25 protein-coding genes are annotated in these 21,681 nt (G+C 39.8%); 9 read left to right on the top strand and 16 right to left on the bottom strand.

Annotated elements, in window-relative coordinates; translation table 11 throughout:
- Nucleotides 1–25: 25 nt before the first annotated feature.
- Entirely contained in the window at nucleotides 26–631 is a 606-nt protein-coding gene (gene plsY, locus KK487_RS03875) for a glycerol-3-phosphate 1-O-acyltransferase PlsY (RefSeq protein WP_008466051.1), read from the top strand.
- Nucleotides 632–654: 23 nt separating this feature from the next.
- Here plsY and tsaD read toward each other — a convergent pair whose 3' ends face one another.
- From tsaD to KK487_RS03860, 3 genes are read right to left on the bottom strand one after another with little or no spacing between them, the layout of a single operon-like run.
- A complete protein-coding gene (gene tsaD, locus KK487_RS03870; RefSeq protein WP_008466060.1) occupies nucleotides 655–1,668 on the bottom strand; it encodes a tRNA (adenosine(37)-N6)-threonylcarbamoyltransferase complex transferase subunit TsaD in 1,014 nt (337 codons plus the stop codon).
- A 44-nt stretch (nucleotides 1,669–1,712) separates the two neighbouring features.
- On the bottom strand, nucleotides 1,713–2,303 hold the full coding sequence (locus KK487_RS03865; RefSeq protein ID WP_008115608.1) for a YjaG family protein: 591 nt from the start codon (nucleotides 2,301–2,303) through the stop codon (nucleotides 1,713–1,715).
- Nucleotides 2,287–2,649, bottom strand: coding sequence for a putative signal transducing protein (locus KK487_RS03860; RefSeq protein WP_008466062.1), 363 nt, complete (start codon nucleotides 2,647–2,649; stop codon nucleotides 2,287–2,289). The genes KK487_RS03865 and KK487_RS03860 overlap by 17 nt, the downstream gene beginning before the upstream one ends.
- A gap of 75 nt (nucleotides 2,650–2,724) precedes the next feature.
- Here KK487_RS03860 and KK487_RS03855 point away from each other — a divergent pair, with 75 nt between their 5' ends.
- The 3 genes from KK487_RS03855 to KK487_RS03845 all read left to right on the top strand — a co-directional run bounded on the left by KK487_RS03855 (nucleotide 2,725) and on the right by KK487_RS03845 (nucleotide 5,012).
- Nucleotides 2,725–3,174, top strand: a complete 450-nt coding sequence (locus KK487_RS03855) for a DUF2721 domain-containing protein (RefSeq protein ID WP_008466063.1) — start codon at nucleotides 2,725–2,727, stop codon at nucleotides 3,172–3,174.
- A 243-nt stretch (nucleotides 3,175–3,417) separates the two neighbouring features.
- Entirely contained in the window at nucleotides 3,418–4,296 is an 879-nt protein-coding gene (locus tag KK487_RS03850) for a LysR family transcriptional regulator (protein WP_008468191.1), read from the top strand.
- Between the two features lie 95 nt (nucleotides 4,297–4,391).
- Entirely contained in the window at nucleotides 4,392–5,012 is a 621-nt protein-coding gene (locus KK487_RS03845) for a 2OG-Fe(II) oxygenase (RefSeq protein WP_036956747.1), read from the top strand.
- Here KK487_RS03845 and ubiA read toward each other — a convergent pair.
- Together ubiA and KK487_RS03835 are read right to left on the bottom strand one after the other, a co-directional pair.
- Nucleotides 5,009–5,887, bottom strand: coding sequence for a 4-hydroxybenzoate octaprenyltransferase (gene ubiA / locus KK487_RS03840; RefSeq protein ID WP_036956746.1), 879 nt, complete (start codon nucleotides 5,885–5,887; stop codon nucleotides 5,009–5,011). The genes KK487_RS03845 and ubiA overlap by 4 nt on opposite strands.
- Entirely contained in the window at nucleotides 5,884–6,429 is a 546-nt protein-coding gene (locus KK487_RS03835; protein WP_033104020.1) for a chorismate--pyruvate lyase family protein, read from the bottom strand. Before KK487_RS03835 ends, ubiA begins: the two co-directional genes overlap by 4 nt.
- 250 nt (nucleotides 6,430–6,679) lie before the next feature.
- On the opposite strand from KK487_RS03835, the gene KK487_RS03830 reads away from it, so the two are divergent.
- Entirely contained in the window at nucleotides 6,680–7,078 is a 399-nt protein-coding gene (locus KK487_RS03830) for a flagellar basal body-associated protein FliL (RefSeq protein WP_008115596.1), read from the top strand.
- Here KK487_RS03830 and glpG read toward each other — a convergent pair.
- The 6 genes from glpG to KK487_RS03800 form a co-directional block, all read right to left on the bottom strand.
- Nucleotides 7,075–7,896 (bottom strand): rhomboid family intramembrane serine protease GlpG, encoded by an 822-nt coding sequence (glpG, locus tag KK487_RS03825; RefSeq protein ID WP_036956745.1) that lies wholly within the window; start codon nucleotides 7,894–7,896, stop codon nucleotides 7,075–7,077. The genes KK487_RS03830 and glpG overlap by 4 nt on opposite strands.
- The gene (glpE, locus tag KK487_RS03820; protein WP_033104018.1) at nucleotides 7,893–8,210 is read right to left on the bottom strand and encodes a thiosulfate sulfurtransferase GlpE; all 318 of its coding nucleotides are present in this window, start codon (nucleotides 8,208–8,210) and stop codon (nucleotides 7,893–7,895) included. The genes glpG and glpE overlap by 4 nt, the downstream gene beginning before the upstream one ends.
- A gap of 65 nt (nucleotides 8,211–8,275) precedes the next feature.
- Complete coding sequence (gene tdh / locus KK487_RS03815; RefSeq protein ID WP_010390995.1) at nucleotides 8,276–9,301, bottom strand: L-threonine 3-dehydrogenase; 1,026 nt, start codon at nucleotides 9,299–9,301, stop codon at nucleotides 8,276–8,278.
- A 52-nt stretch (nucleotides 9,302–9,353) separates the two neighbouring features.
- On the bottom strand, nucleotides 9,354–10,550 hold the full coding sequence (locus KK487_RS03810; RefSeq protein WP_036956744.1) for a glycine C-acetyltransferase: 1,197 nt from the start codon (nucleotides 10,548–10,550) through the stop codon (nucleotides 9,354–9,356).
- Between the two features lie 163 nt (nucleotides 10,551–10,713).
- Nucleotides 10,714–11,283 carry a D-glycero-beta-D-manno-heptose 1,7-bisphosphate 7-phosphatase gene (gene gmhB, locus KK487_RS03805; RefSeq protein WP_024601849.1) on the bottom strand — a complete coding sequence of 190 codons (570 nt, stop codon included), beginning with the start codon at nucleotides 11,281–11,283 and terminating at the stop codon, nucleotides 10,714–10,716.
- Nucleotides 11,280–12,341 (bottom strand): glycosyltransferase family 9 protein, encoded by a 1,062-nt coding sequence (locus tag KK487_RS03800; protein ID WP_036956743.1) that lies wholly within the window; start codon nucleotides 12,339–12,341, stop codon nucleotides 11,280–11,282. The genes gmhB and KK487_RS03800 overlap by 4 nt, the downstream gene beginning before the upstream one ends.
- A gap of 123 nt (nucleotides 12,342–12,464) precedes the next feature.
- On the opposite strand from KK487_RS03800, the gene KK487_RS03795 reads away from it, so the two are divergent.
- On the top strand, nucleotides 12,465–13,184 hold the full coding sequence (locus tag KK487_RS03795) for a 3-deoxy-D-manno-octulosonic acid kinase (protein WP_033104016.1): 720 nt from the start codon (nucleotides 12,465–12,467) through the stop codon (nucleotides 13,182–13,184).
- A gap of 6 nt (nucleotides 13,185–13,190) precedes the next feature.
- On the opposite strand, the gene KK487_RS03790 is transcribed toward KK487_RS03795, so the two are convergent.
- Nucleotides 13,191–14,276 (bottom strand): glycosyltransferase, encoded by a 1,086-nt coding sequence (locus KK487_RS03790; protein WP_024601846.1) that lies wholly within the window; start codon nucleotides 14,274–14,276, stop codon nucleotides 13,191–13,193.
- Nucleotides 14,273–15,346, bottom strand: a complete 1,074-nt coding sequence (locus KK487_RS03785) for a hypothetical protein (protein ID WP_036956742.1) — start codon at nucleotides 15,344–15,346, stop codon at nucleotides 14,273–14,275. The genes KK487_RS03790 and KK487_RS03785 overlap by 4 nt, the downstream gene beginning before the upstream one ends.
- A 169-nt stretch (nucleotides 15,347–15,515) precedes the next feature.
- Between KK487_RS03785 and KK487_RS03780 the strand changes: the two genes are divergently transcribed.
- Nucleotides 15,516–17,063, top strand: a complete 1,548-nt coding sequence (locus KK487_RS03780; protein ID WP_128583424.1) for a capsule assembly Wzi family protein — start codon at nucleotides 15,516–15,518, stop codon at nucleotides 17,061–17,063.
- Nucleotides 17,064–17,125: 62 nt separating this feature from the next.
- Here KK487_RS03780 and hldE read toward each other — a convergent pair whose 3' ends face one another.
- Nucleotides 17,126–18,565, bottom strand: a complete 1,440-nt coding sequence (gene hldE / locus KK487_RS03775) for a bifunctional D-glycero-beta-D-manno-heptose-7-phosphate kinase/D-glycero-beta-D-manno-heptose 1-phosphate adenylyltransferase HldE (RefSeq protein ID WP_013464279.1) — start codon at nucleotides 18,563–18,565, stop codon at nucleotides 17,126–17,128.
- Nucleotides 18,565–19,155: a D-sedoheptulose-7-phosphate isomerase gene (locus KK487_RS03770; protein ID WP_013464278.1), complete on the bottom strand. Its 591-nt coding sequence runs from the start codon at nucleotides 19,153–19,155 to the stop codon at nucleotides 18,565–18,567. Before KK487_RS03770 ends, hldE begins: the two co-directional genes overlap by 1 nt.
- Before the next feature lie 324 nt (nucleotides 19,156–19,479).
- Between KK487_RS03770 and waaA the strand changes: the two genes are divergently transcribed.
- Both waaA and KK487_RS03760 read left to right on the top strand, forming a co-directional pair.
- Entirely contained in the window at nucleotides 19,480–20,763 is a 1,284-nt protein-coding gene (gene waaA, locus KK487_RS03765; protein WP_128583460.1) for a lipid IV(A) 3-deoxy-D-manno-octulosonic acid transferase, read from the top strand.
- Nucleotides 20,760–21,308 carry a DUF1415 domain-containing protein gene (locus KK487_RS03760; RefSeq protein WP_013464276.1) on the top strand — a complete coding sequence of 183 codons (549 nt, stop codon included), beginning with the start codon at nucleotides 20,760–20,762 and terminating at the stop codon, nucleotides 21,306–21,308. Before waaA ends, KK487_RS03760 begins: the two co-directional genes overlap by 4 nt.
- Before the next feature lie 36 nt (nucleotides 21,309–21,344).
- Here KK487_RS03760 and KK487_RS03755 read toward each other — a convergent pair whose 3' ends face one another.
- On the bottom strand, nucleotides 21,345–21,674 hold the full coding sequence (locus KK487_RS03755) for a YdbL family probable chaperone protein (protein ID WP_008468219.1): 330 nt from the start codon (nucleotides 21,672–21,674) through the stop codon (nucleotides 21,345–21,347).
- Nucleotides 21,675–21,681 lie beyond the last annotated feature (7 nt).

Here is a 21,681-nt window from a genome sequence, read left to right as displayed (position 1 = left end):
TAATGATTAAAAAATAAGGAAGCGCGTGTTAGTCATTTTAATGTTTGTATTAGCCTATTTGCTCGGCTCGATTTCATCGGCCATTTTAGTGTCGCGGCTATTCAAACTCCCCGATCCACGCACGCATGGCTCCAATAATCCAGGTGCAACCAATGTTTACCGCTTAGGCGGGTCACTTCCTGCATGCTTAGTTTTAGTCTTCGATATTTTAAAGGGCACAATCCCTGTTTGGGGCGCTTATTTTTTAAAACTCGAGCCATTAGAGCTTGGTTTAATCGCCGTTGCTGCATGCCTAGGGCATATGTACCCGTTATTTTTTAGTTTTAAGGGCGGTAAGGCGGTTGCAACTGCATTTGGCTCGTTACTACCGATAGGGCTTTCTTTAGGAGGGTTATTGATTGGTACTTGGTTGCTGATTGTCGCGATTACTCGTTACTCATCCCTTGCCGCGTTAGTGGCCGTTACGCTAGCCCCTTTATACACATGGTGGATAAAACCGTTATACACCTTACCGGTGACCTTTATTACGCTACTGATCATTATTAGGCATCGCACTAATATTGTGCGTTTATTTAAAGGGGAAGAACCAAAAGTAGGGACTAAACAAGCCCCTACAGATGATAAGAAGTAATAACTAACCTGAATTCTGGTTAACTATATTGCTTCTAAGCTATCGATTGGCCAGCGCGGTTTAGTTTTCATATCAAGCGTAGCAAACTGCCCCGCTTTTAAACGCTGCATACCGGCATACGCTATCATTGCACCATTGTCAGTACAAAACTCAGTACGAGGGTAAAACACTTCGCCCTTCATACCTTGCATCACACGCTCTAATTGCAAACGTAATTGCGTATTAGCACTTACGCCACCGGCTATTACTAAGCGCTTAATACCGGTTTGTTTTAATGCGCGCTTACACTTAATTACTAAAGTATCAATAACGGCCGTTTGAAATGCATGAGCAATATCTGCTTTTGTTTGCTCATCACTGTCGTTTTCACGAATAGCAATTGAAGCGGCGGTTTTTAGACCACTAAAGCTAAAATCTAAGCCAGGTTTGTCTGTCATTGGACGCGGAAAAACAAATCGCTTAGCAACACCTTGTTCAGCCATTTTAGCCAAACGAGGGCCACCTGGATAATCAAGCCCAAGTAACTTGGCTGTTTTATCAAATGCTTCACCAGCAGCATCATCTACCGACTCACCCAATACTTCGTATTGACCAATACCAGCAACTTTTACCATCATGGTATGACCGCCAGAAACCAATAAGGCAATAAATGGGAACTCGGGGACGTTTTCCTCAAGCATTGGCGCTAATAAATGCCCTTCCATATGGTGCACTGCAACCGCTGGGATATCCCAGCCATATGCTAAAGAGCGACCAATTGAGGTACCTACTAACAAAGCCCCTACTAAACCTGGCCCTGCCGTATAAGCAATACCATCTAAATCTTCAGGCCCACAACCCGCTTGCGCAAATGCCGCATCAATAAGCGGCAATGTTTTACGTACGTGATCGCGCGAGGCAAGTTCAGGTACTACACCACCATAGTCTGCATGTACTTTTACTTGGCTATATAATTGATGGGCTAGCAGCCCTTTTTCGTCATCATAAATAGCAATACCAGTTTCATCGCATGATGATTCAATGCCTAAAATTCGCATTGTTAATTCTCCTGCCACCTAACAAGGTGTTTAAAACAAATAACTTACAGTGCTAAACCAATGTTAGTTTGGCCATCAGCAAGGACATGCTTTTTCAATGCTTTCACATTTTCAGCAGTGATACGCCCCATTGCTTCTACAAAATCAATTAGTTCACCTAATACCTCTATTTCGTATTGCATCAGTGGGTGTTCACGCACCGCTTTGTTATCGGCAACATCACCTTCAACCGTCATTTGGTACTCAATAAAGCGAGCTACGGTGGCCTGTGATATTTTACTCACATTAACAAACTCTTGCTCATCTTGTGCTAAAAGGCCATGCATTAAACTCAGTAATGAGGTGGCAGCATCGATTGCAGGATAGGTACCAAACATATCAAAATCGGCAAGTTCAGGAACATTAGGTTCTATTTTTTCAACTTGCTTTTCTAAATCAATTTTACTCTTAGGAAGGAGTATTTTTTCCCAACATACATTTAAAGCATTGCGTAAAATAACCTCATCGCCAAAGCCGGTAGCCTCACTAAATAGTCCATAATTAGGCAACATACGCTCTATTAACGCACTGGCCAATACCGCTTTTTGTAAATAATTTAACTCTCTAATACGCTGAAAATTATTCGCTTTTGTCATTCTTTAAGGTCCCACATGACCAACAAAAATCAAATGTTGATCCATTATGCTCATTACAATTAGGGCACACCCAATCTGGAGCGGATTGTTTTACTTGCTGATAGTTTACCAATATTTCACGTGCATGGCGCTCTTTTATCGCATAAACCTGCACACTTACTTGTGTTTGTTCAAATGGGATCTCGCCCATTGCGCCTTGCAGTATTTCACCTTTTATTTGGCACTCAATTCCCGCATTAAGAATCAGTCCTTTTATTATATTGGCCTCTAAACTATTTTCTGCATTATAAAGCGTCACCCAATCAAATGATGTTACATTTGATTGGCTATTATTAGTATTTTGCAATATCCACCTCATTTACTTTATGTGTACAATAAGCCCGCGTAACCTAAAGCAAATAATATGATTTAAGGACACATTATGACGCTAACTACCCCAGGTTTACTTTTTCCAGCCATCTCATTGTTATTACTTGCCTATACAAACCGATTTTTAGTGCTTGCGCAACTAATACGAGAATTGAATGCCCGTGAAGGTGAGTCTATTCGTCCTGTTGTAGTGGCGCAAATAACTAATCTTAGAAAGCGAATAAAACTAATAAGGACCATGCAAGTATACGGAGTGGCCTCTTTTTTATTATGTACGTTATCTATGTTTGCATTATTTATAGAATTTAATACCACGGGCATTATTTTATTTGGTGTTAGTTTAAGCTGCTTGAGCTTATCTTTGCTTACTTCATTATTTGAAATTCATATTTCTTGTGATGCCATAGAAATTGAATTACAAAACATTGAAAATAAGCCTTTAAGTAACCGAGTTAGTAAAAACTTTATTGAGCCTAATCCCAAAAGTAAAAACAGCAATTAACCAAACGAGACTTTAGTAATGTTGTTATAAAATTGCACAAATTAGGCTAATGATAAAACCCAACAGTTACTTAACATTACCCAAAGGTATAACAACATTTTGCAACTATTCTCTTTAAATACGATTAAAAGAAAGTTAATCTTAATAAGTGGTTAAAAACCTTATTTCAACTGATCTGTAGGGATATAAAGTCAGTATTAAATCTGTAATTCCCCTAGCTTACCTATAAAAAAGGACTATATAGTGAGATTTGAACAATTAGAACAGTTTGTAGCACTTGGCCTACTTCGTCATTTTAGGCAAGCTGCTGAACAAACCCAAATTAGCACATCTGCATTAACCCGTAGCATTCAAACTCTTGAAACGGAGCTTGGCTACGAACTAGTTACCCGCTCTACTCGCTCGGTTAAGTTAACTCAAGCAGGCGAACTTTTCCTCGACTTTGCTAAAAATACGCTCAATGAGCTAGAACAAATAAAGCATCGCGCTTTTCAATCAATTAATGGCACAGAAGAAAAAAAATTAGTGATTGGCTACACCACAACAACCAGCAGCATAGTACCAATCACCTGCGGCGAATTTTTGAGTCAGTACCCGCATATTAAAATTGAAATGCAGCTGCAAAATAAAACTGAGCTTCATAGAAAACTGCTTCAAGGGGAAATTGACATTAGTGTATGCTCGCAAATAGTCAATAGCATTGGTAGCGATATACAATTACCTGATCAACTTATTTTATTTTGTTCAAAACAACACCCTTTAGCAAATAAAAGCGATATTAGTAAAAAAGAGCTCGAAAGCTATCCAATGTTCAGTTGTTTTTCGCAGTCAAAACAAGTGCAATCAATGCTTAATGAAGTAATAGACTCGTTAAATAAAGTTTCAACTATTAAAGTAGGTAGTATTGAGCAGGTAATGGCTGGACTTGAAAAGTCAGATCATTTTGCTATTGCAGGTATTGAACACACCAGCTCTGTGGCAGAAAACCATAACTTAATCCAGCTTAAAACGAATAACGATATTAGCCATGAACAACTTGTGGTGCAAACAAGCCAGCAGATAGAGGCAGGTGAGCATGTTGACCACCTACTCTCGCTAATTAAGAAAGTTTCAAGAGCATAAAAAATGACTCCATGCGTTTTATAACAACTATAAATTAGTGGCATTAAAGTTTTTTTTCACTACACTAACGCTCCCTTATATTATGACTAGCGTTAATGAATAACTTTACAGCTGCTGAAATTTACCTAGAGCACATTGAAACGCATGGCTATGCCATTATTGAAAACGCCATTGATAGTGACTTAATATCCGAGTTGATGGCTGATTGCTATAGAATAAATCCTCACTTTAGCCTTGCCGGTATTGGACGATTAAACAATTTACAAATTGATGATTCCGTTCGTAAAGATAAAACCTACTGGTTTGATGGCAGCTCAAATGCACAGTTTAGCTATCAACAAATAATGGAAGCTGTTCGCACTACCCTTAATCGTAACTTTTTCATGGGCTTGTTTGATTATGAATGTCACTATGCAAAGTATACGCAGGGTGATTTTTACAAAAAACATGTAGATGCGTTCAAAGGTCGTTCAAATCGAGTTTTTACCACCGTATTGTATTTAAACTCTCCTAAGAAAGGCGGGGAGCTGGTTATTTACAAGCCAAAAAGTAAAGATATAGAAGTGGTTATAAAACCCACTGCAGGCACTTTGGTATTATTTGAAAGCGAACGCTTTGTGCATGAAGTACTTCCGGCTTTTGATAACCGCTATTCGATTGCTGGTTGGTTCAGAAAAAATGCGTCAATTAGTGGTATTATCGACCCACCCCGTTAAGAAAAAACGGGGTAAGAAAATAATAAGCCAATAAAAATAGCCAGTCCTACGTAATGATTATTTAAAAATGCTTTAAAACAATTATCTCGCTGGCGTAAATGAATCAAACGCTGTTGATACACCAGTAAAATTGCTGCAACAAATAATCCCAACCAAAAACTAAATCCTATTTGATTCATCAATCCAATTAAAACCATCAGCGCAAAAAAGCTAAAGTTAAGTAGCGCTATAATGTGGCGATCATAACTGGCGAATAAAATAGCGGTTGATTTTACTCCTATTTTTAAATCATCATCTCTATCAACCATGGCATACATAGTGTCATAAGCCACCGTCCAGCAAATATTAGCGACAAATAATAGCCAAGCTTGCACAGGCAATGAGTTTATTGATGCCATAAATGCCATAGGAATTGCCCAACCAAAAGCAGCCCCTAATACAACCTGTGGAAGTTGTGTGTAACGTTTCATAAAGGGATAACAAAACGCGAGCCCAAGCGCCCCAAACGATAACAAGATAGTATTGGTATTTAGCATTATTACTAAAATAAAAGCGATACTAACCAGCAGCAAAAACAAACTAACTGCTTCCCCACTACTCACAGCCCCAGTTGCTAAAGGGCGCTGACAGGTTCGTTTTACTGAGCCATCTATTTTTCTGTCAGCAAAATCATTGATAACGCATCCTGCGCTACGCATAACTATTACCCCAAGGGTAAACACAATGAAGTTTGTTAGGCTTGGTATCCCTTCATTTGCTATCCAAAGCGCCCAATAAGTTGGCCAAAGTAATAATAAGGTGCCTATGGGCTTATCTATTCGCATTAACTGAACGTAATACGGTACATGGTTTACCGATAAAGGGGCTAGTTTCATGAGTATAAATAGGCTCCTGGTAAAAAAACTTCACAAACTAAAAATTTGTAGTCATGCAAAGAGAACACGCTTCGTCGCCCTAATAATATGTGTATGGGTAAATTAAGTTCGCTCACCAGTGATTGCAATGAGTGGTTATCATCAAAGCGAGCAATTTCAATATCAGCGCGCTTTAACGCAGGGTCTTGAAATATGACATCACCCAACGGACGTTCACCCATATTATGCAGCTGATTATTTGTATTGTTGTTTGATATTGGCAACCAGCTTTGAGCATATACAACCGGTTTGTCATCACACAACAATAAAACCTCACGGTTAAGTACGGTGTTCACCTCATTACTTAATAAAGCTTGCTGAGGTTGCGAGAGGTTAACTTTTTGCTCGCTCAGCACCTTTACTGCAAAACGCTGCGACTGGCTTTTTAATTTAGCCGTTAAAGAACGCGGTTCAAATAGCCACTCTTGCTCAGCGCTAGATAAGCCACAGACTTGAGAAGTACTCTGCCAATCAGCAGATAAAGAAAGAGGAAACGTAATCACAATAGCTCTACTTGATAAAAATCAGCAAGATCATAACATTGCTAAGAGATTTGAAAAAGCGCGATTTACTCACTACCAAGCACACCCTGTTATTATAAAAAGCTAATCAACATTTGACTCTCGCTATTGCCTATCCCAAACTTGAGTACAGAGTGCCTTTACATAACTCAACAAATAACAGCATCTTGCTGTATCTTATTTACTAATAAGTATAAACTATTTGTAACCAGTTTACGGAAACGCTTTTGAAATGAAAAAAACAGTATTTACAGGCCTTTTTATTCTTTTAGTCAGCCTAACTAGCTTATCAGCACGTGCTGAGTCTACTGTGGGTTATTTTGGGTTTGAGCCAGACATTATTACTAATTACATTGGTCCATCGAGTAAAAAAATGGGTTACGTTCGCGTCACGGTAGATTTAATGCTAAATAAAACATCCGATATTGCCATTGTAGAACACCACACCCCGCTGTTACGTGATGCGCTAGTAGAGATATTATCAAAAGAGCCTGAAAACAAAATAAAGTCTTTAACAGGGCGTGAGCAAATTCGCCTTAAGAGCGCAGAAAAACTAAAAAGCTTACTTAAGGAAGAAACAGGCCAAGAAATAATCCGAGACCTGTTATTTACTAAATATTTATATCACTAGGCGCTTTTTGTTTTAAAAAGCTGAGCGGTATAGGCAAAAGCCATACCGCTAACAAGCCCACCTAAGTGTGCCCAATTAGCCATTCCAACAAATAATACATCTGCAAAACCAAGTACTAACCATACCAGCATAAAACCAACAATCGCGGTTGTAACCAGTGCAGGCTGTTTAGGGTTAAGCGCGCTGTAAATCCAACAAAAGCCTAACAACCCATATACAACACCGCTAAGCCCACCAAAGTTAGGACCGACCATTAAGTATTGTGCCCAATTACTTATTAAAGCGGTAACTAAAAAAAGTCCGATTAAACTCGACTTACCGCATTGCTTTTCAATGTTATCACCCAGCGATACCCACCAGATTAAGTTAAACACAATATGCATAGCGCTAAAATGCACAATAGCAGGTGTTAACCAGGTAAGTGGTGACGCAGGATTGAACTGCAACGCCATGTAAATAGGCTCAAATGCACCAAATAAAAAGGCAACATAAACAATAATACTGAGAATACTAACACTTTGATTAAGCCAGCTTAAGGCTTTAAAACGGGCAACTAAATTAAGCGACTGCCCTTGATACTTTAACGGTGACTGCGTAGTACCTACTTGCCATGATGCTTGTTGATAACGTTCATGATTAGGGTTTTTAGCAAATTCGTTCCATAAAGGCTGCACTGCATGAAAGTCTTCAGGTGCCACACTAATAACAAGCGTATGGCCATCCTCAGTACGAATTTGCCCTGAAAGCCCTTGGCTTTTTAGGTAATCTATAAAGCCCTGTGCAGCACGGGGGTTAGTTAGGCTGCCTAGCTCTATCATCGTGCTACTTTATCCTTGTAAGCGGCTTCCCATGCAGTAAAACCGCCATCCATACTGTAAACATCTTCAAAGCCTTGCTCTACTAAGTAGCTGGCAGCGCCTTGTGAGCTCATGCCGTGATAACAGACAATAATAATCGGCTGGTCAAACTCCTTTTCCATCATAAATTGGGCAATATTCGCATTAGATAATGCCTCTGAACCCGGAATATGACCCGCTTGATACGAATTAGGATCGCGAATATCAGCAATCACTACATCTTCTTTATCGAGTAGTTCAAGGGTTTGTGCGATTGATATATGTTTAAATGCCATAGTACTCTCTTATAATTACAAAAAAGGCGACAAATGCCGCCTTTAATTCTCTTAACAAGGGGTAATTAATCCCAGTTAAGAATTACTTTACCCGATTGGCCTGAAATCATCATATCAAAGCCAGCTTGGAAGTCATCTATTGAATACTGATGAGTAATAATTGGTTTTAAATCAAGCCCTGATTGAATCAAACTGGCCATTTTGTACCAAGTTTCAAACATCTCACGACCGTAAATACCTTTGATCACTAAGCCTTTAAAAATAACTTGATTCCAATCGACCGCCATATCTGAAGGTGGAATTCCCAACATGGCAATTTTGCCGCCATGATTCATGTTATTTAGCATGGCATTAAATGCACTTGGTACACCTGACATCTCTAGGCCAATATCAAAGCCTTCAGTCATGCCCAGCTCTTTAGCTACATCTTCAAGCTTTTCATTCGCGACGTTTACAGCACGCGTTGCGCCCATTTTACGTGCTAAGTCTAGGCGGTATTCATTTACATCAGTAATAACCACATGGCGTGCACCCACATGCTTAGCCACAGCTGCAGCCATAATACCAATTGGGCCAGCACCGGTGATCAAGACATCTTCACCGACTAAATCGAACGATAAAGCCGTGTGTACTGCATTGCCAAATGGGTCAAAAATAGAGGCAAGTTCATCGCTAATATTATCTGGGATTTTAAACGCATTAAATGCAGGTATCACTAAGTACTCTGCAAATGCGCCTTCGCGGTTTACACCGACCCCTGTTGTATTACGACATAAGTGAACGCGCCCAGCACGACAGTTACGACAATGGCCACAGGTTATATGACCTTCACCTGATACGCGGTCGCCAACTTCGAAACCGCGAACTTCTTGTCCCATGTCAATTACTTCACCCACGTATTCGTGGCCAACCACCATAGGCGTCGGTATGGTGTTTTGTGCCCACTCATCCCACTTATAAATATGCACATCGGTGCCACAAATAGCCGTTTTACGAATCTTAATTAACAGATCGTTATGACCCACTTCAGGCTTTGGTGCATCTGTCATCCAAATGCCTGGCTCTGCTTTTAACTTTGATAATGCTTTCATAATCCACACTCAATTAAAAAATCGCGACTTTAGCCGCGATTTAACAAGAAAATTAAATAACACCAATCTCTTTACCAATACGGGTAAAGGCTGCAATGGCTATATCAAGCTGTTCTTTGCTGTGCGCTGCAGAGATTTGGGTACGAATACGCGCCTGCCCTTTTGGTACAACAGGGAATGAAAAGCCGGTTACATAAATCCCTTCAGCCAATAACTTATCAGCCATAAGTGACGCTACTTTGGCGTCTCCTAGCATCACAGGTATAATCGCATGATCTTTACCTGCACAGGTAAAACCAGCCGCTTCCATTTGCTCACGGAAGTATTTAGCATTTGACCATAGCTTAGCGCGAAGCTCACCGCCATTTTCAAGCATTTCTAACACTTTAATTGACGCCGTTACAATTGAAGGCGCTAATGAATTTGAGAATAAGTAAGGACGAGAACGCTGACGTAACCATTCAACAATTTCTTTTTTACCTGAGGTATAACCACCCGAGGCTCCACCTAGTGCTTTACCTAAGGTACCAGTAATAATATCAACACGATCAAGCACGTTGCAGTACTCAGGTGTACCTTTACCGTTTTCGCCAACAAAACCAACTGCATGTGAGTCATCAACCATAACAAGTGCATCGTATTTATCAGCTAAGTCGCATACGGCTTCTAAGTTACAAATAACGCCATCCATTGAGAATACGCCATCGGTTGCAATTAATTTAGTTTTAGCACCGGCTTCATCGGCTGCAATTAATTGCTTTTCTAAATCAGCCATATCGTTATTTGCATAACGGAAACGTTTTGCTTTACATAAACGTACGCCATCAATAATAGAAGCATGGTTTAATGAATCAGAAATAATCGCATCGTCTGCACCTAATATGGTTTCAAACAACCCCGTATTGGCATCAAAACATGATGAGTACAAAATGGTGTCTTCAGTTTCTAAAAGTTGACTGATTTTTTTCTCGAGCGTTTTATGAATATCTTGTGTACCACAAATGAAACGCACAGAAGCCACACCAAACCCATGGTCATCTAAGCCTTGTTGCGCCGCTTTAATAAGCTCTGGGCTGTTAGCTAAACCTAAGTAGTTGTTAGCACAAAAATTAATAACTTTTTCGCCTGATGCCACTTCAATTTGAGCTTGCTGCTGCGAAGTGATAACACGTTCATTCTTGTACAAACCTTCCGCTTTAACGTCTTCGATTTGCTGTTGTAATTGGCTAAAAAAAGCAGATGCTCTCATCTGTGATCTCCATTTGGTTGAACGGGTTAAACAGCAGACGTGTTGCTGCTATTTATAATGCGGGTATTGTAAAAGTTTAAGCGCCAAATTGCACTGTTTGTCATTCGTCGCAAATTGCCTAACTGGCAGGAAAAGCTGCCAGTTTACAGGCTTGAGGTGTGTACTACGTTAGATCAGCAAACAAAGCCGGAAGGTCGTTGATTGAGTCACAAACATAGTCAGCAAAGTTTACAGCTTTGTCATCAAATTTTTGCCCTGAACGTACCAGTACTTTGGTACGTACATTAGCGCTAATGGCAGCGTGCATGTCACCTAATTTGTCACCCACCATCACACTAAGCGCAGGGTTGATATGATGATCTTCTATTCCTTGAAGTAACATGCCAGGCGCTGGTTTTCTGCAATCGCACTCTTTTAAATAATCTGGTAATGCGTTTTTAGGATGATGAGGACAAAAATAAACGTCCGTAATTTCAATTTGATGAGCGCTAAACTGCGCTTTCATCCACTCGCTAAGCGCTAAAAATTCGCTCTCAGAATAATAACCACGGCCAATGCCTGACTGATTAGTCACTATAATTATTTTATAGCCCGCATCATAAAACGCTTTGCATGTTGAAAACACACCATCTATAAATTCAAACTCTTCGCTTTTAAACACATAACCATGGTCAACATTTACTACGCCATCACGATCTAAAAAAAGCGCCTTATTAGTGTTTTCTTGATTCATAACAGTGACTCTTTTTTAACAACATGATCAAACATTTGTTTTACTGCATCGGTGGTTATTTGACTCATTAAATCATCGCCTTTAACACGAGTACCCCAAGGCAATTGCTTGGCGGTTTTACCTGTTTGCTTTACTAAGTTTTGATGGTAAACCTCAACCACGTAGTCTTGGTATAAATAAGGCCCCGTACGCGCTGGGTTTGAATGCGCATATAAACCAATAACGGGCGTACCCACAGTCACCGCCATATGAGCTGGGCCTGTATCGGGCGCCAGTACTAAGTCTGCACGCTTAAGTACGCACAATAATTCTTTGAGTTTTGTTTTACCCACCAAGTTCAGAATGGGTGAATCAGAGTGTTTAATGATGTTATTTGCTAAATTAATTTCCAGTTCAGTCGGTCCACCAGTTAATACTATTTTAAACCCCTGTGTATGTGCATAATCCGCAAGCGCAGCATAGCGTTCGGCTAACCAGTTACGCTGTGCTTTACTTGCTGCTGGCGAAATAACAAATAGCTTATTTGATAAATAATCGTCACCTAACAGCTCATCAGCTTTAGCTTGATCTTTGTTGGTAAAGGGCATATTCCATACAGGGACATAATCATAAACACCAATCGCTTGGGCAAAGCCTTTAAATCCCTCTAAAACATGCGCCTGAGATTGGGCTTTAATGCGTTTATTAATAAATAAACTATGTAGCTCTTTTGAACGAGCCCAGTCAAAGCCAATTTTAACTTTGGCAGGAATACAGCGAGCAACAAAACCTGCTCTTAAAGCCACTTGCATATTAAGCAGTACGTCAAAACACTGCCCTTTAAAGGTTTGCTTTAACTGTTTCAGTGCCGCTTTACCTTGCTTTTTATCAAATACTACAAGCTCAACGCCTGGTAAGTCAGCTAACAGCATCGCCTCGACTTTCCCTATCACCCATGTAATTTTGGCATTTGGGTGTGCTTTTTGAATAGCTTGTACCGCACTTACTGCATGGCATACATCACCAATAGCAGAAAGACGTAAAATACAAATTGAAGTGTAAGTAGGCGCTGAAGTCACACGTTTCCTTGGAGGTAAAATAATAAAACCTGATCTTAAATTATAATCGCGTCATTGCAAGTACTTATCCTTAGCGTTAAAACACGTTAATATGTGCACATATTAAAGCAAACCCTATGAGCTATGTTTAATCAACACGTCAAAAATAACCATGTCATTTTGAGCCATCCTCAATATAGCAGCCAGATAGAGTTAGATTGGTTTAGCCCCGACTTTTGGCAGCAACAGCAAAAAATTGTTGGCGCTAAAAAGGGACGTGCAACCGCATGGTTTTTTAAACACGCAGATTTAACGGCTGTGTTGCGCCATTATTGGCGTGGCGGCCTGATAGGAAAGCTACTCAGTGATCAGTATTTGTACTGGGGGCTTGAGCATACCCGTGTTTATAAAGAGTTTAGCTTGATGACACAATTAATAGAGCTAGGTTTAAATGTACCAAAACCTATTGCCGCTAAAGTGAGCCGCCATGGTTTTATTTACCGAGGTGATATTATTACTGAAGCGGTTAGCGGCGCTAAAAGCGTATTAGATATACTGATTGAACGCGCATTGAATGATATTGAAATAAAAAAAATAGCCAGCACAATTGCGTTATTTCATAATGAAGGGGTGTATCACGCTGATTTAAATATTAATAATATTTTATTTGATGACAGTGGCAACGTTTTTATTATCGATTTTGACCGCGGCGAAATAAAAACACCCGATAAAAAATGGCAACAAAGCAACATGTCTCGACTACAGCGCTCATTTTTAAAAGAGCAAAGCCGCAATAGCAGCTTTCATTGGCAAGAAAACGATTGGCAAAGTTTAAATAAACACTACCATAATGGGTTAACCTAATAAAAACTAGTTTGCTAACGCTAAGTATTGCTCTGTTACTCTATCGGCACACACCTTTTCTAAAATAGCTGCGTTGGTTACATTTGGGTTATCTGCGAGCACTTGCTTAACTGCGAGCGCTAGGAGCTCACCTTGGCCAATAGGTACTAGGTATTTACTTAGTTCACCCGTAAGTATTTCACTTGGACCATGAGGGCACTCAGTACTGACAGCAGGCGTACCTACTGCTAAAGCCTCGACTAGCACATTACCAAACCCTTCAAAGTCTGAACTTAACAATAAAGCTTTTGCCTGCTTTATCCAGTTATATGGGTTTTGTACAAATCCCGGAACAATAAGCTGATTTTCAATACCATATTCTTTGGCTAACTTTAATGCCTTTTCTTTTTTGTTACATAACAGCACTAATTTGTATTTTTTATCTAACTTGGCAAATGCAGAAAATAAAATATCATGGCGTTTTTGTTTAGCTAAACGTCCCACATGAATAAGATATGGAGAATCGGGTATATTTGTATTCACCTCATTAGCTTTATCATTGATTGTTTTAAAATTGAATGGATTATAAATAGTGGTAATAGCACTTGGGGTTATTAAGCTGCCTTGTTGTATTTCTTCTTCAACCCCTTTGGACACGCAGATCAGTGATTTACCATTAAGATTTTGTTTACTCTTTTTAAGATATAAGTATGAAAGCGGGCCTAGTTTTTTTTGCCTAGCGAGCTCTGCATTAACTGAGTTATGAACAACAAAATGGGTATTTTTTATTTTACTCTGCGCTAATAAGTTATTACTACGATCTAAATTAGAAAGTACTATATCAATAGACCCAAGTTGCCGTAACTTTTGCTCAAACCATGCCTCTAACACTCTGATATTCTTTTTTATCTGCCAAAATCGATCTACTTTTGTTGCTCGACCTGAAAATAAACTTTCAACGTTCAAAGTGGTTGGAATGTCATATTCAATATTTTGCGCCAATGACAAGATAGTCACATTGTGGTCTTTTAATACCATCTCTTGCGCTAATGTAAGCATTACCTTTTCAGCGCCACCACCAACAAGAGAGTCAATTACAATGACAATATTCATAGCTTATTCCCCTGCAACAGTACTTTTACACCATTCGTTATAACATCAAAGCTATGTACATTTTCTAACAACATATATTGGCTGAGTGTATTGTTATAATTTGGCTCAGTAAGTAGCTCTTGCACTTTTTGAGTGATGTCTAAAATATCAAGCTCAGCTTGTTTAACAACGCCAGTGGCTGCACAACGTGCGACTCGATCACTCTGATCTTTTGAAATAGCACAAGCAATGGTTGGGGTTTGCAAAGCAATAGCTTGTAGTAAAGTATCACCCGCGCTCAGTAATGCAATTTTAGCCTGACTGAGTAAGGCTAAAAATTCAGTTCCCTCTTGGCTTGGCAAACAAATTAACTCATTGGTTTTAGGTAGCGACTTAGTGTAATTAGGGCCAAATACCACCACGCCTTTCAAGCCTGTTTGTTTAGCAATAACAAGCCCTGCTTGAAAATATATATCTGCGCAATTTACGCCATTAACTGTATGACCACCAGAGCCCGCGTTAACAATAAAGAATTCTTTTTCTTTCAAGTGATAACGGTTTAGTGCATCGCATTTTTGTTGCGCTGATGCAAATACTGTAAATGGCCCAACATTAGCAGGATAGGCCAAAGGCAACATGCTCAATTTTAGCTTTTCATACCACGAAAGAGGTTCAATACAGTAATCCGGTTGTACCACCCAATGAGTATCAATAAGACCAGTCCTATTAAGCTTTAAACCTTTTGCCCGCTTTTTTGCATGCTGCGAAATAAAAACAACTTTAGCACCCACTTTTTTTGCCGCTTTCATTTGCTCAGCGCGTCCTGCGCAATCAAAAAGCACCGCATCTGGTTTGTATTGATCAATAAACTGACATACGTGCGTATTTTCTTTTGTTGCCGATTGGTTTAAGAGTAAGCTAGAAAACGGGCAGCTTTTAGCATAAGCCGTATGCTTATTTAAGATAAAATGAATATCTAACTGCTTGCCATACTCAGCCTTTAAAGTTTGAGCCAGCTGTAATGAGCGCATATATTCACCAATACCTTCTGGTGATGACACAGGAATAAATAAAAGTCGTTTTTTGCTCATTACAATCTCACTGGCTTATTTGACCTGCAGTATACCAATGGCAACTTTTTAGCGATAGATGGTAAGCATTTTTCTATATGATTTAACATACCAATTTAGATTTAATTACTGCAATAAGATGCTTAGATTGCTAAACTTACCGGTAATTTCAATCACAAGGATCTGAGCTTTGCGAAACAAAATTTTTATACTTTCTTCGCTTTTTTGTGCAATGAGTACCCCTGTTTATGCTGAACCCTGGGTTAAACCTGATGATTTTGGGTTAAGAGCGGATATCCAGCAACTCGCCGATGCAGGTGTTATTTTAGCCCCGGTAACGACTTACCCGTTAATGTGGAAAAGCTTTATTGCTGATATCGATAATGCCGGACTAGAGCAATTATCACCTCGCTTACAAGATGCGTTATTGCGTGTAAAACATCGTTATAAGTCAGAAAACAGTGGTTCACATAGTGTTCAACTTTCTGCATTTGCCAGCTCAGATCCATTAGCGACCACCAGCTTTGGTGCAACGAATACCCAAGAGTCAGAATTAACAGCAGCCTATGCTTACCTAGGACATAACTTTGCAGCCAAAATTGCGCTTAATCACCGCAGTGATGGTAAAAAGTGTTTAATCAACGGTAAAACAACAGACAATATAGTTAACAATGAGCAAGCACTGACTGACTGCAATGATACCTCACTTGATGATAGCTATTTAGCGTATCGTTTGGGTAATTGGATATTTAGAGCCGGTGCGGTTGAACAGTTTTGGGGACCAGGCGTTGATAACAGTCTAATTATGTCTGGTAACGCCAAACCACTTCCTGCAATAAGTATCAGCAGAGAACAAAGCAGTGCATTTGAAACACCTTGGCTGAGTTGGATTGGTCAGTGGAGCTTTACTGCACAAATGGCAAAGCTAGAGTCAACCCGAGTTGTACCAGATGCGTTATTATGGAGCACTCGTGTTAACTTTCGCCCCGTTCAACAATTAGAAATAGCATTAAGCTGGACAGCACAATGGGCAGGGAAAGGACAACCAAGCTCGGCTAGTGACTTTATCGATATGATTGCCGGTGATACAGAATGCGTTGATGGCACCAGTAATTGTGATAGCCAGTTACAGTCAAAAATTGGTAATCAATTAGCCGGTATTGATATTCGCTGGTCTGATACGTTGTTCAATCAACCTTATGCTATTTATGCAAGTACCATTGGTGAAGATGCGAGCTCACAATTTAAACCAGCAGATAGAGCGTATTTATTTGGCTTACAAACAACACATCGCGTTTACGAGCAGAATTTACTAGTCAACTTAGAATATATTGATACAGGTGTCTCTTGCTCTGCGGGGTCAACGACCGAAAACTGCTATTATGAGCACACAGATTATCAATCAGGCTATCGCTATCATGGCCGTCCTATCGGCTCTACTTATGATAATGATACGCAGTCACTAGTACTTACTGTACTTGGGCAACTCTCAAGCGGAACTGATTGGCAAGTAAAACTGCGTGATATTGACTATAACAGCGACAACCGCGACCGTTACCCTAATAATCCAGATTTAGGTAACTCAATCACAAAAACCGCATTTAGTTCTAAGCAGCTTGAAGTACGTTATAGAATGCTTGCCATGGGGGGGCGCTTAACCCTTGGCGGACTTGCCTCTAATAACGATGGAGCAGAAAACGATACGTCTGCATTTGCTAAGTTCGAATACAACTTTTAGTTTCATTAATAACATTAAAAAGAGGATAAACTGCAGTTTATCCCCTTTTTTTGATTAGCGAACTAGCTTTTTATTTTGCTAATCACTTTTGATGTTGAACAGCCATCTAAAAACTCAAGCACTTCGACTTTTCCGCCATGGCGCAGCACATGCTCCGCACCGGCTATTTGTTCTACCGTATAGTCGCCGCCTTTGACAAGAATATCAGGGCTTATTTGCTCGATAAGTTTTGCCGGCGTGTCATTTTCATCAGCACTTCCAAACGGGATAACCCAATCAACGGAGGCAAGTGCACTGAGGACCATGGCGCGCTCATCTAATGGGTTTATTGGGCGTTCTGGGCCTTTCAAACGAGCAATAGATTCATCATTGTTTAAACCAACCACTAATCTGTCCCCACGGGCTTTAGCTTGCGCTAAATACCGCACATGCCCTGCATGCAAAATATCAAAGCAACCATTAGTAAATACAATCGTTTCACCATTTTGCTTAGCAAATTCAATATGCTGCAATACGTCATCAAACGGGGTTTGATAATGCTCGCCAGTTGCTTGTAAGTATTGCCCCAGTTTTCGGCTTAACTCTTCTGGAGAAACCGTAGCCGCGCCCAATTTACTCACCGCAATACCGGCTGCTAAATTAGCAATTTCTACCGCATCTTTAGGCATCATGCCCGCACCTAACATAACGGCAAGGGTTGCAATAACAGTATCCCCAGCGCCAGTTACGTCACTGACCTCAAGCTCTTGAGCTGCAAAATCATATTTTTCAGTGGCATTTATAAGCGACATACCTTGCTCTGAACGGGTAAGTAACATCGCCGTTATACCCGCATCACTAATGAGGTTTCGTGCACTACTTGCAAGTGTCTCTTCTGAGCCCACTTGCCCGCCTGCTAATTTAAATTCATTTAAATTAGGGGTTATATAATCAGCACCGCGATATAACTGTAAGTCCGATGATTTAGGATCAACAAGTACCGTTTTACCTGCTTTTTTGGCCACACTTATCATCTCTTTGATCAGCGATAGCGAGCCTTTGTTGTAATCAGAAAACACTATAAAATCGTAATCATTTAGCACAAGCTCTAATCGATTCAATAAAAGCTGGCTATGTGATTCGTTAAAAGTTTCTTCTAAATCTAAACGTACCACTTGCTGGTGACGGCTAATTACACGCATTTTAGAAATAGTCGGTAAATCACACACGCTGACAAGCTGTGAACTTATTTTTTCACCTTCTAAAATATTTTCTAAAATTTGCCCACTTTCATCCTCGCCAATAAGGCCTAACAACCCCACTTTACCATCTAAACGGGCTATATTTTTAGCCACGTTAGCCGCACCGCCAGCCTTGTCTTCAAATTTACTGACTTTAACAACGGGTACTGGCGCTTCTGGTGAGATACGCCCTGAATCACCATACCAATAACGATCGAGCATCACGTCGCCCACCACTAAAATACGTGCTGCTGATAAGTTCTTTAGTAAAGATAAATCCATTACTGCTGCTCCACAACAACCATATCCATGGCTTCACATAACCAATGGCCAATAAACATGTGTGCTTCTTGAATACGCGCGGTCTCGTCGTTTTTGATAATAATAGGTAACTTTGCAATATCTTTTACTTGCCCGCCGTCACGGCCAGTAAGTGCAACCGTGAATGCCCCTATTTTGTTAGCAGCTTCTAATGCTAAATTAATATTTTTACTGGTACCTGATGTAGTTAAACCAATCACAATATCCTCAGGCTTACATAGCGCCTGTACTTGGCGCTCAAACACAGTATCAAAATGATAATCGTTGCTGTGCGCTGTTAAAATAGACGTGTCTGTGGTCAAAGCAATAGACGCTAATGGGCCTCGCTCTAATTTATAACGCACCACAAACTCTGCAGCTAAATGCTGAGCATCGGCAGCACTGCCGCCATTACCAAACCAAACAACCTTACCACCAGCTTGTAAAGCACTATGACATGCTTCTAGCAACTGCATTACCTCTTGATGATACGCCTCCATTGTTTCAAACAATACTTGATGACGGTTTAAACTTTCTAGGTAGCTGGTTGCCACTGAATCTATAATTGACATGAGATATTCCTCTTGGAACTGAAATGGCAGGAAAAATTAATTTCATTATTCCATAATTTTATAGCCAAATCACCTCTATATAACTAAATTAGATGTTTCACAGAAACTAAAATCAAAGGCTTACTGCATGGAAATCGTTTTTGTTATAAAAGTAACCATAAGCATTTCCTAAAATCATGAAACTGATGCAATAGCGTGATTTGAATGACATTGATTTAGTTTATACCCTAGTAAATGAACTCAAACCAACTTTTATACTTTGTATGTTTAGAAATAAGCCGTTTCACGATAAACTAGCTACAATTACCTTAAACAAAGCTCAGTATGGCACGCACTTTTTATTCACTTGCACTAATCATTATTAGCCCTTTGATCATATTTTATTTATATGTATTACGTGGTAAAAAAAATTCGGGTTATCGCGCGCATTTTAAAGAACGTTTTGGATTTGTACGTCGCTGTTTATTTTCTAATAAAACTAAACCTGTTGTTATTCATTGTGCTTCTGTAGGTGAGGTATTAGCAGCTACGCCATTAATTAAAGCGTTGCAAAATGAGCACCCGCAGCTCAATATTTTGATCACTTGTAATACCCCGACTGGCCGCGCACAAATAACAGCACAATTTAAAGATACCGTCGCTATTAGTTATTTACCTATCGATTTTCCTTTTGCCACTGCTCGATTTTTAAAACGCGTAAAACCGCAGTTACTATGTATTTTAGAAACTGAATTGTGGCCAAATATTATGGCTAATGCGCATAACAAAAAAATCCCGGTATTGGTTGTTAATGCGAGACTTTCTGAAAAGTCGCAGCAGGGTTATCAAAAGGTTGCGCAGTTAACTCACCGTATTATGCAATCTATTACTGCGTTAGCCAGTCATAATAAAACAGATGCAGAGCGTTTTATTACACTTGGGCTTGAGCCTTCAAAAAGCCATGTTACAGGTTCAATCAAGTTTGATATAAGCCCCAATCAAGAGCAACTTACAAAGGTGAGCGTGCTCAAACAGTACTATAATAGCCAAGAACGTTTTATATGGGTGGCAGGTTCTACTCACCCTATAGAGCATGAATTAATACTCGATGCCCACCAGCAGTTGTTAAAAAAGCAGCCTGATGCTTTATTGATTATTGCCCCGCGACACCCCGAGCAATTTGATAAAGTGGCTGAACTACTCACACAAAGTACTTTAAGCTTTAGTCGTCGTAGCCAAAATAATTACCAAAACGAACACGTTTTACTTGCCGATACGCTAGGTGAATTACAGTGTTTATACGGCGCGGCTAGTGTTAGTTATATTGGCGGTAGTTTGATTCGTCGTGGTGGTCATAACCCGCTTGAGTCAGCCGCATTTTCGGTCGGTGTAATAACAGGCCCTCACACGTATAACTTTGATCATGTCTATCCTGAGTTAACAAAGCTCAAAGGGGCATGCGTGGTAGAAAATGCAGATGAACTGGCACAACAACTCATTACCTTTAGCCAAAATAAAAAGGCATGCCAAACGCTCGGCACAAAAGCTGCGCAATGTGTTGCTAAAAACCAAGGCGCCATAAAAAAAACACTCACTATTATTAATCAATACTTAGAGCCAAAACAGTGACTAACATAGCTATTAGCCAAACCCGAGAATGGGTTTCATCCGTTATTGTAAAATATAACTTTTGCCCGTTTGCCCGTAAAGAAGTCGAAAACAACTGTATTCATTACATTGTAAGTAACGCTAAGACTATCGATGATGCTGTAATGGATATGCTTGAGCAATGTATCGAGCTTGACCGCGAGAGCGAACGAGAAACCACGCTAATCATGTTCGATAACGGTTTTAGTGACTTTGAAGACTTTTTAGATTTAGTCGATTTAGCAAATGCGCTATTGGTTGCACAAGGCTTTGAAGGTAAATATCAAATTGCTAACTTTCATCCTGATTATGTATTTGCCGATAGCAATGAAACCGATCCGGCCAACTACACAAATAGAGCACCGTTTCCTACCTTGCACCTAATTCGTGAAGCAAGTATGAGTGAAGCACTTGAAAACTATGACGAACCTGAGTCTATTCCTGAGCATAATATAAACTTAGCACGCCGAAAAGGCATTGATTTTTGGCAACAATTATTAGAAAACTGTAAAAAACCGAGCGTATAAGCTCGGCTTTTAATACCTTTAGTTGACCCATTAACTTTATTTTTTGACCCAGCTACCATTTACTTCAATATAATGGCCGCTTTGCGTTTTTTCGATTGTTTTTGCTGCTGCCAATGCCTCAACTTGTGCAAGTGACAAGTTATTCTTTTTAGCTAATTTTAAGTACTGTGCCTTACGTTTTTCGTTAACGTCATCAACAACCGCTTTTGCTTCTGTATTTTGTACAACTAATCCAAGGTAGCCTGAGCTGTTTTCACCAACTAAGCCTTGGCTTTTAGCTTCATCTAAACTCATAGCCCAAACTGAAAATGACATACAAACGGCACTGATTAGGGTTACTATATTTAATTTATTTTTAATATTCATATTCTAG

Source organism: Pseudoalteromonas sp. SiA1 (genome assembly GCF_018732205.1).
In the GTDB taxonomy this organism is placed as follows: Bacteria; Pseudomonadota; Gammaproteobacteria; order Enterobacterales; family Alteromonadaceae; genus Pseudoalteromonas; species Pseudoalteromonas tetraodonis.
This window is presented reverse-complemented; position numbering and strand designations above follow the sequence as displayed.

What these genes read in the sequence shown, in the direction of transcription:
- tsaD (WP_008466060.1), bottom strand. Translation starts at nt 1,668, where the DNA reads ATGCGAATTTTAGGCATTGAATCATCATGCGATGAAACTGGTATTGCT.
- glpE (WP_033104018.1), bottom strand. Translation starts at nt 8,210, where the DNA reads ATGGCATTTAAACATATATCAATCGCACAAACCCTTGAACTACTCGAT.
- ubiA (WP_036956746.1), bottom strand. Translation starts at nt 5,887, where the DNA reads ATGAAACTAGCCCCTTTATCGGTAAACCATGTACCGTATTACGTTCAG.
- tdh (WP_010390995.1), bottom strand. Translation starts at nt 9,301, where the DNA reads ATGAAAGCATTATCAAAGTTAAAAGCAGAGCCAGGCATTTGGATGACA.
- gmhB (WP_024601849.1), bottom strand. Translation starts at nt 11,283, where the DNA reads ATGAATCAAGAAAACACTAATAAGGCGCTTTTTTTAGATCGTGATGGC.
- glpG (WP_036956745.1), bottom strand. Translation starts at nt 7,896, where the DNA reads ATGATAGAGCTAGGCAGCCTAACTAACCCCCGTGCTGCACAGGGCTTT.
- KK487_RS03790 (WP_024601846.1), bottom strand. Translation starts at nt 14,276, where the DNA reads ATGAATATTGTCATTGTAATTGACTCTCTTGTTGGTGGTGGCGCTGAA.
- KK487_RS03865 (WP_008115608.1), bottom strand. Translation starts at nt 2,303, where the DNA reads ATGACAAAAGCGAATAATTTTCAGCGTATTAGAGAGTTAAATTATTTA.
- hldE (WP_013464279.1), bottom strand. Translation starts at nt 18,565, where the DNA reads ATGGATTTATCTTTACTAAAGAACTTATCAGCAGCACGTATTTTAGTG.
- KK487_RS03770 (WP_013464278.1), bottom strand. Translation starts at nt 19,155, where the DNA reads ATGTCAATTATAGATTCAGTGGCAACCAGCTACCTAGAAAGTTTAAAC.
- KK487_RS03845 (WP_036956747.1), top strand. Translation starts at nt 4,392, where the DNA reads ATGAATAACTTTACAGCTGCTGAAATTTACCTAGAGCACATTGAAACG.
- KK487_RS03830 (WP_008115596.1), top strand. Translation starts at nt 6,680, where the DNA reads ATGAAAAAAACAGTATTTACAGGCCTTTTTATTCTTTTAGTCAGCCTA.
- KK487_RS03855 (WP_008466063.1), top strand. Translation starts at nt 2,725, where the DNA reads ATGACGCTAACTACCCCAGGTTTACTTTTTCCAGCCATCTCATTGTTA.
- KK487_RS03795 (WP_033104016.1), top strand. Translation starts at nt 12,465, where the DNA reads ATGTTTAATCAACACGTCAAAAATAACCATGTCATTTTGAGCCATCCT.
- KK487_RS03810 (WP_036956744.1), bottom strand. Translation starts at nt 10,550, where the DNA reads ATGAGAGCATCTGCTTTTTTTAGCCAATTACAACAGCAAATCGAAGAC.
- KK487_RS03755 (WP_008468219.1), bottom strand. Translation starts at nt 21,674, where the DNA reads ATGAATATTAAAAATAAATTAAATATAGTAACCCTAATCAGTGCCGTT.
- waaA (WP_128583460.1), top strand. Translation starts at nt 19,480, where the DNA reads ATGGCACGCACTTTTTATTCACTTGCACTAATCATTATTAGCCCTTTG.
- KK487_RS03785 (WP_036956742.1), bottom strand. Translation starts at nt 15,346, where the DNA reads ATGAGCAAAAAACGACTTTTATTTATTCCTGTGTCATCACCAGAAGGT.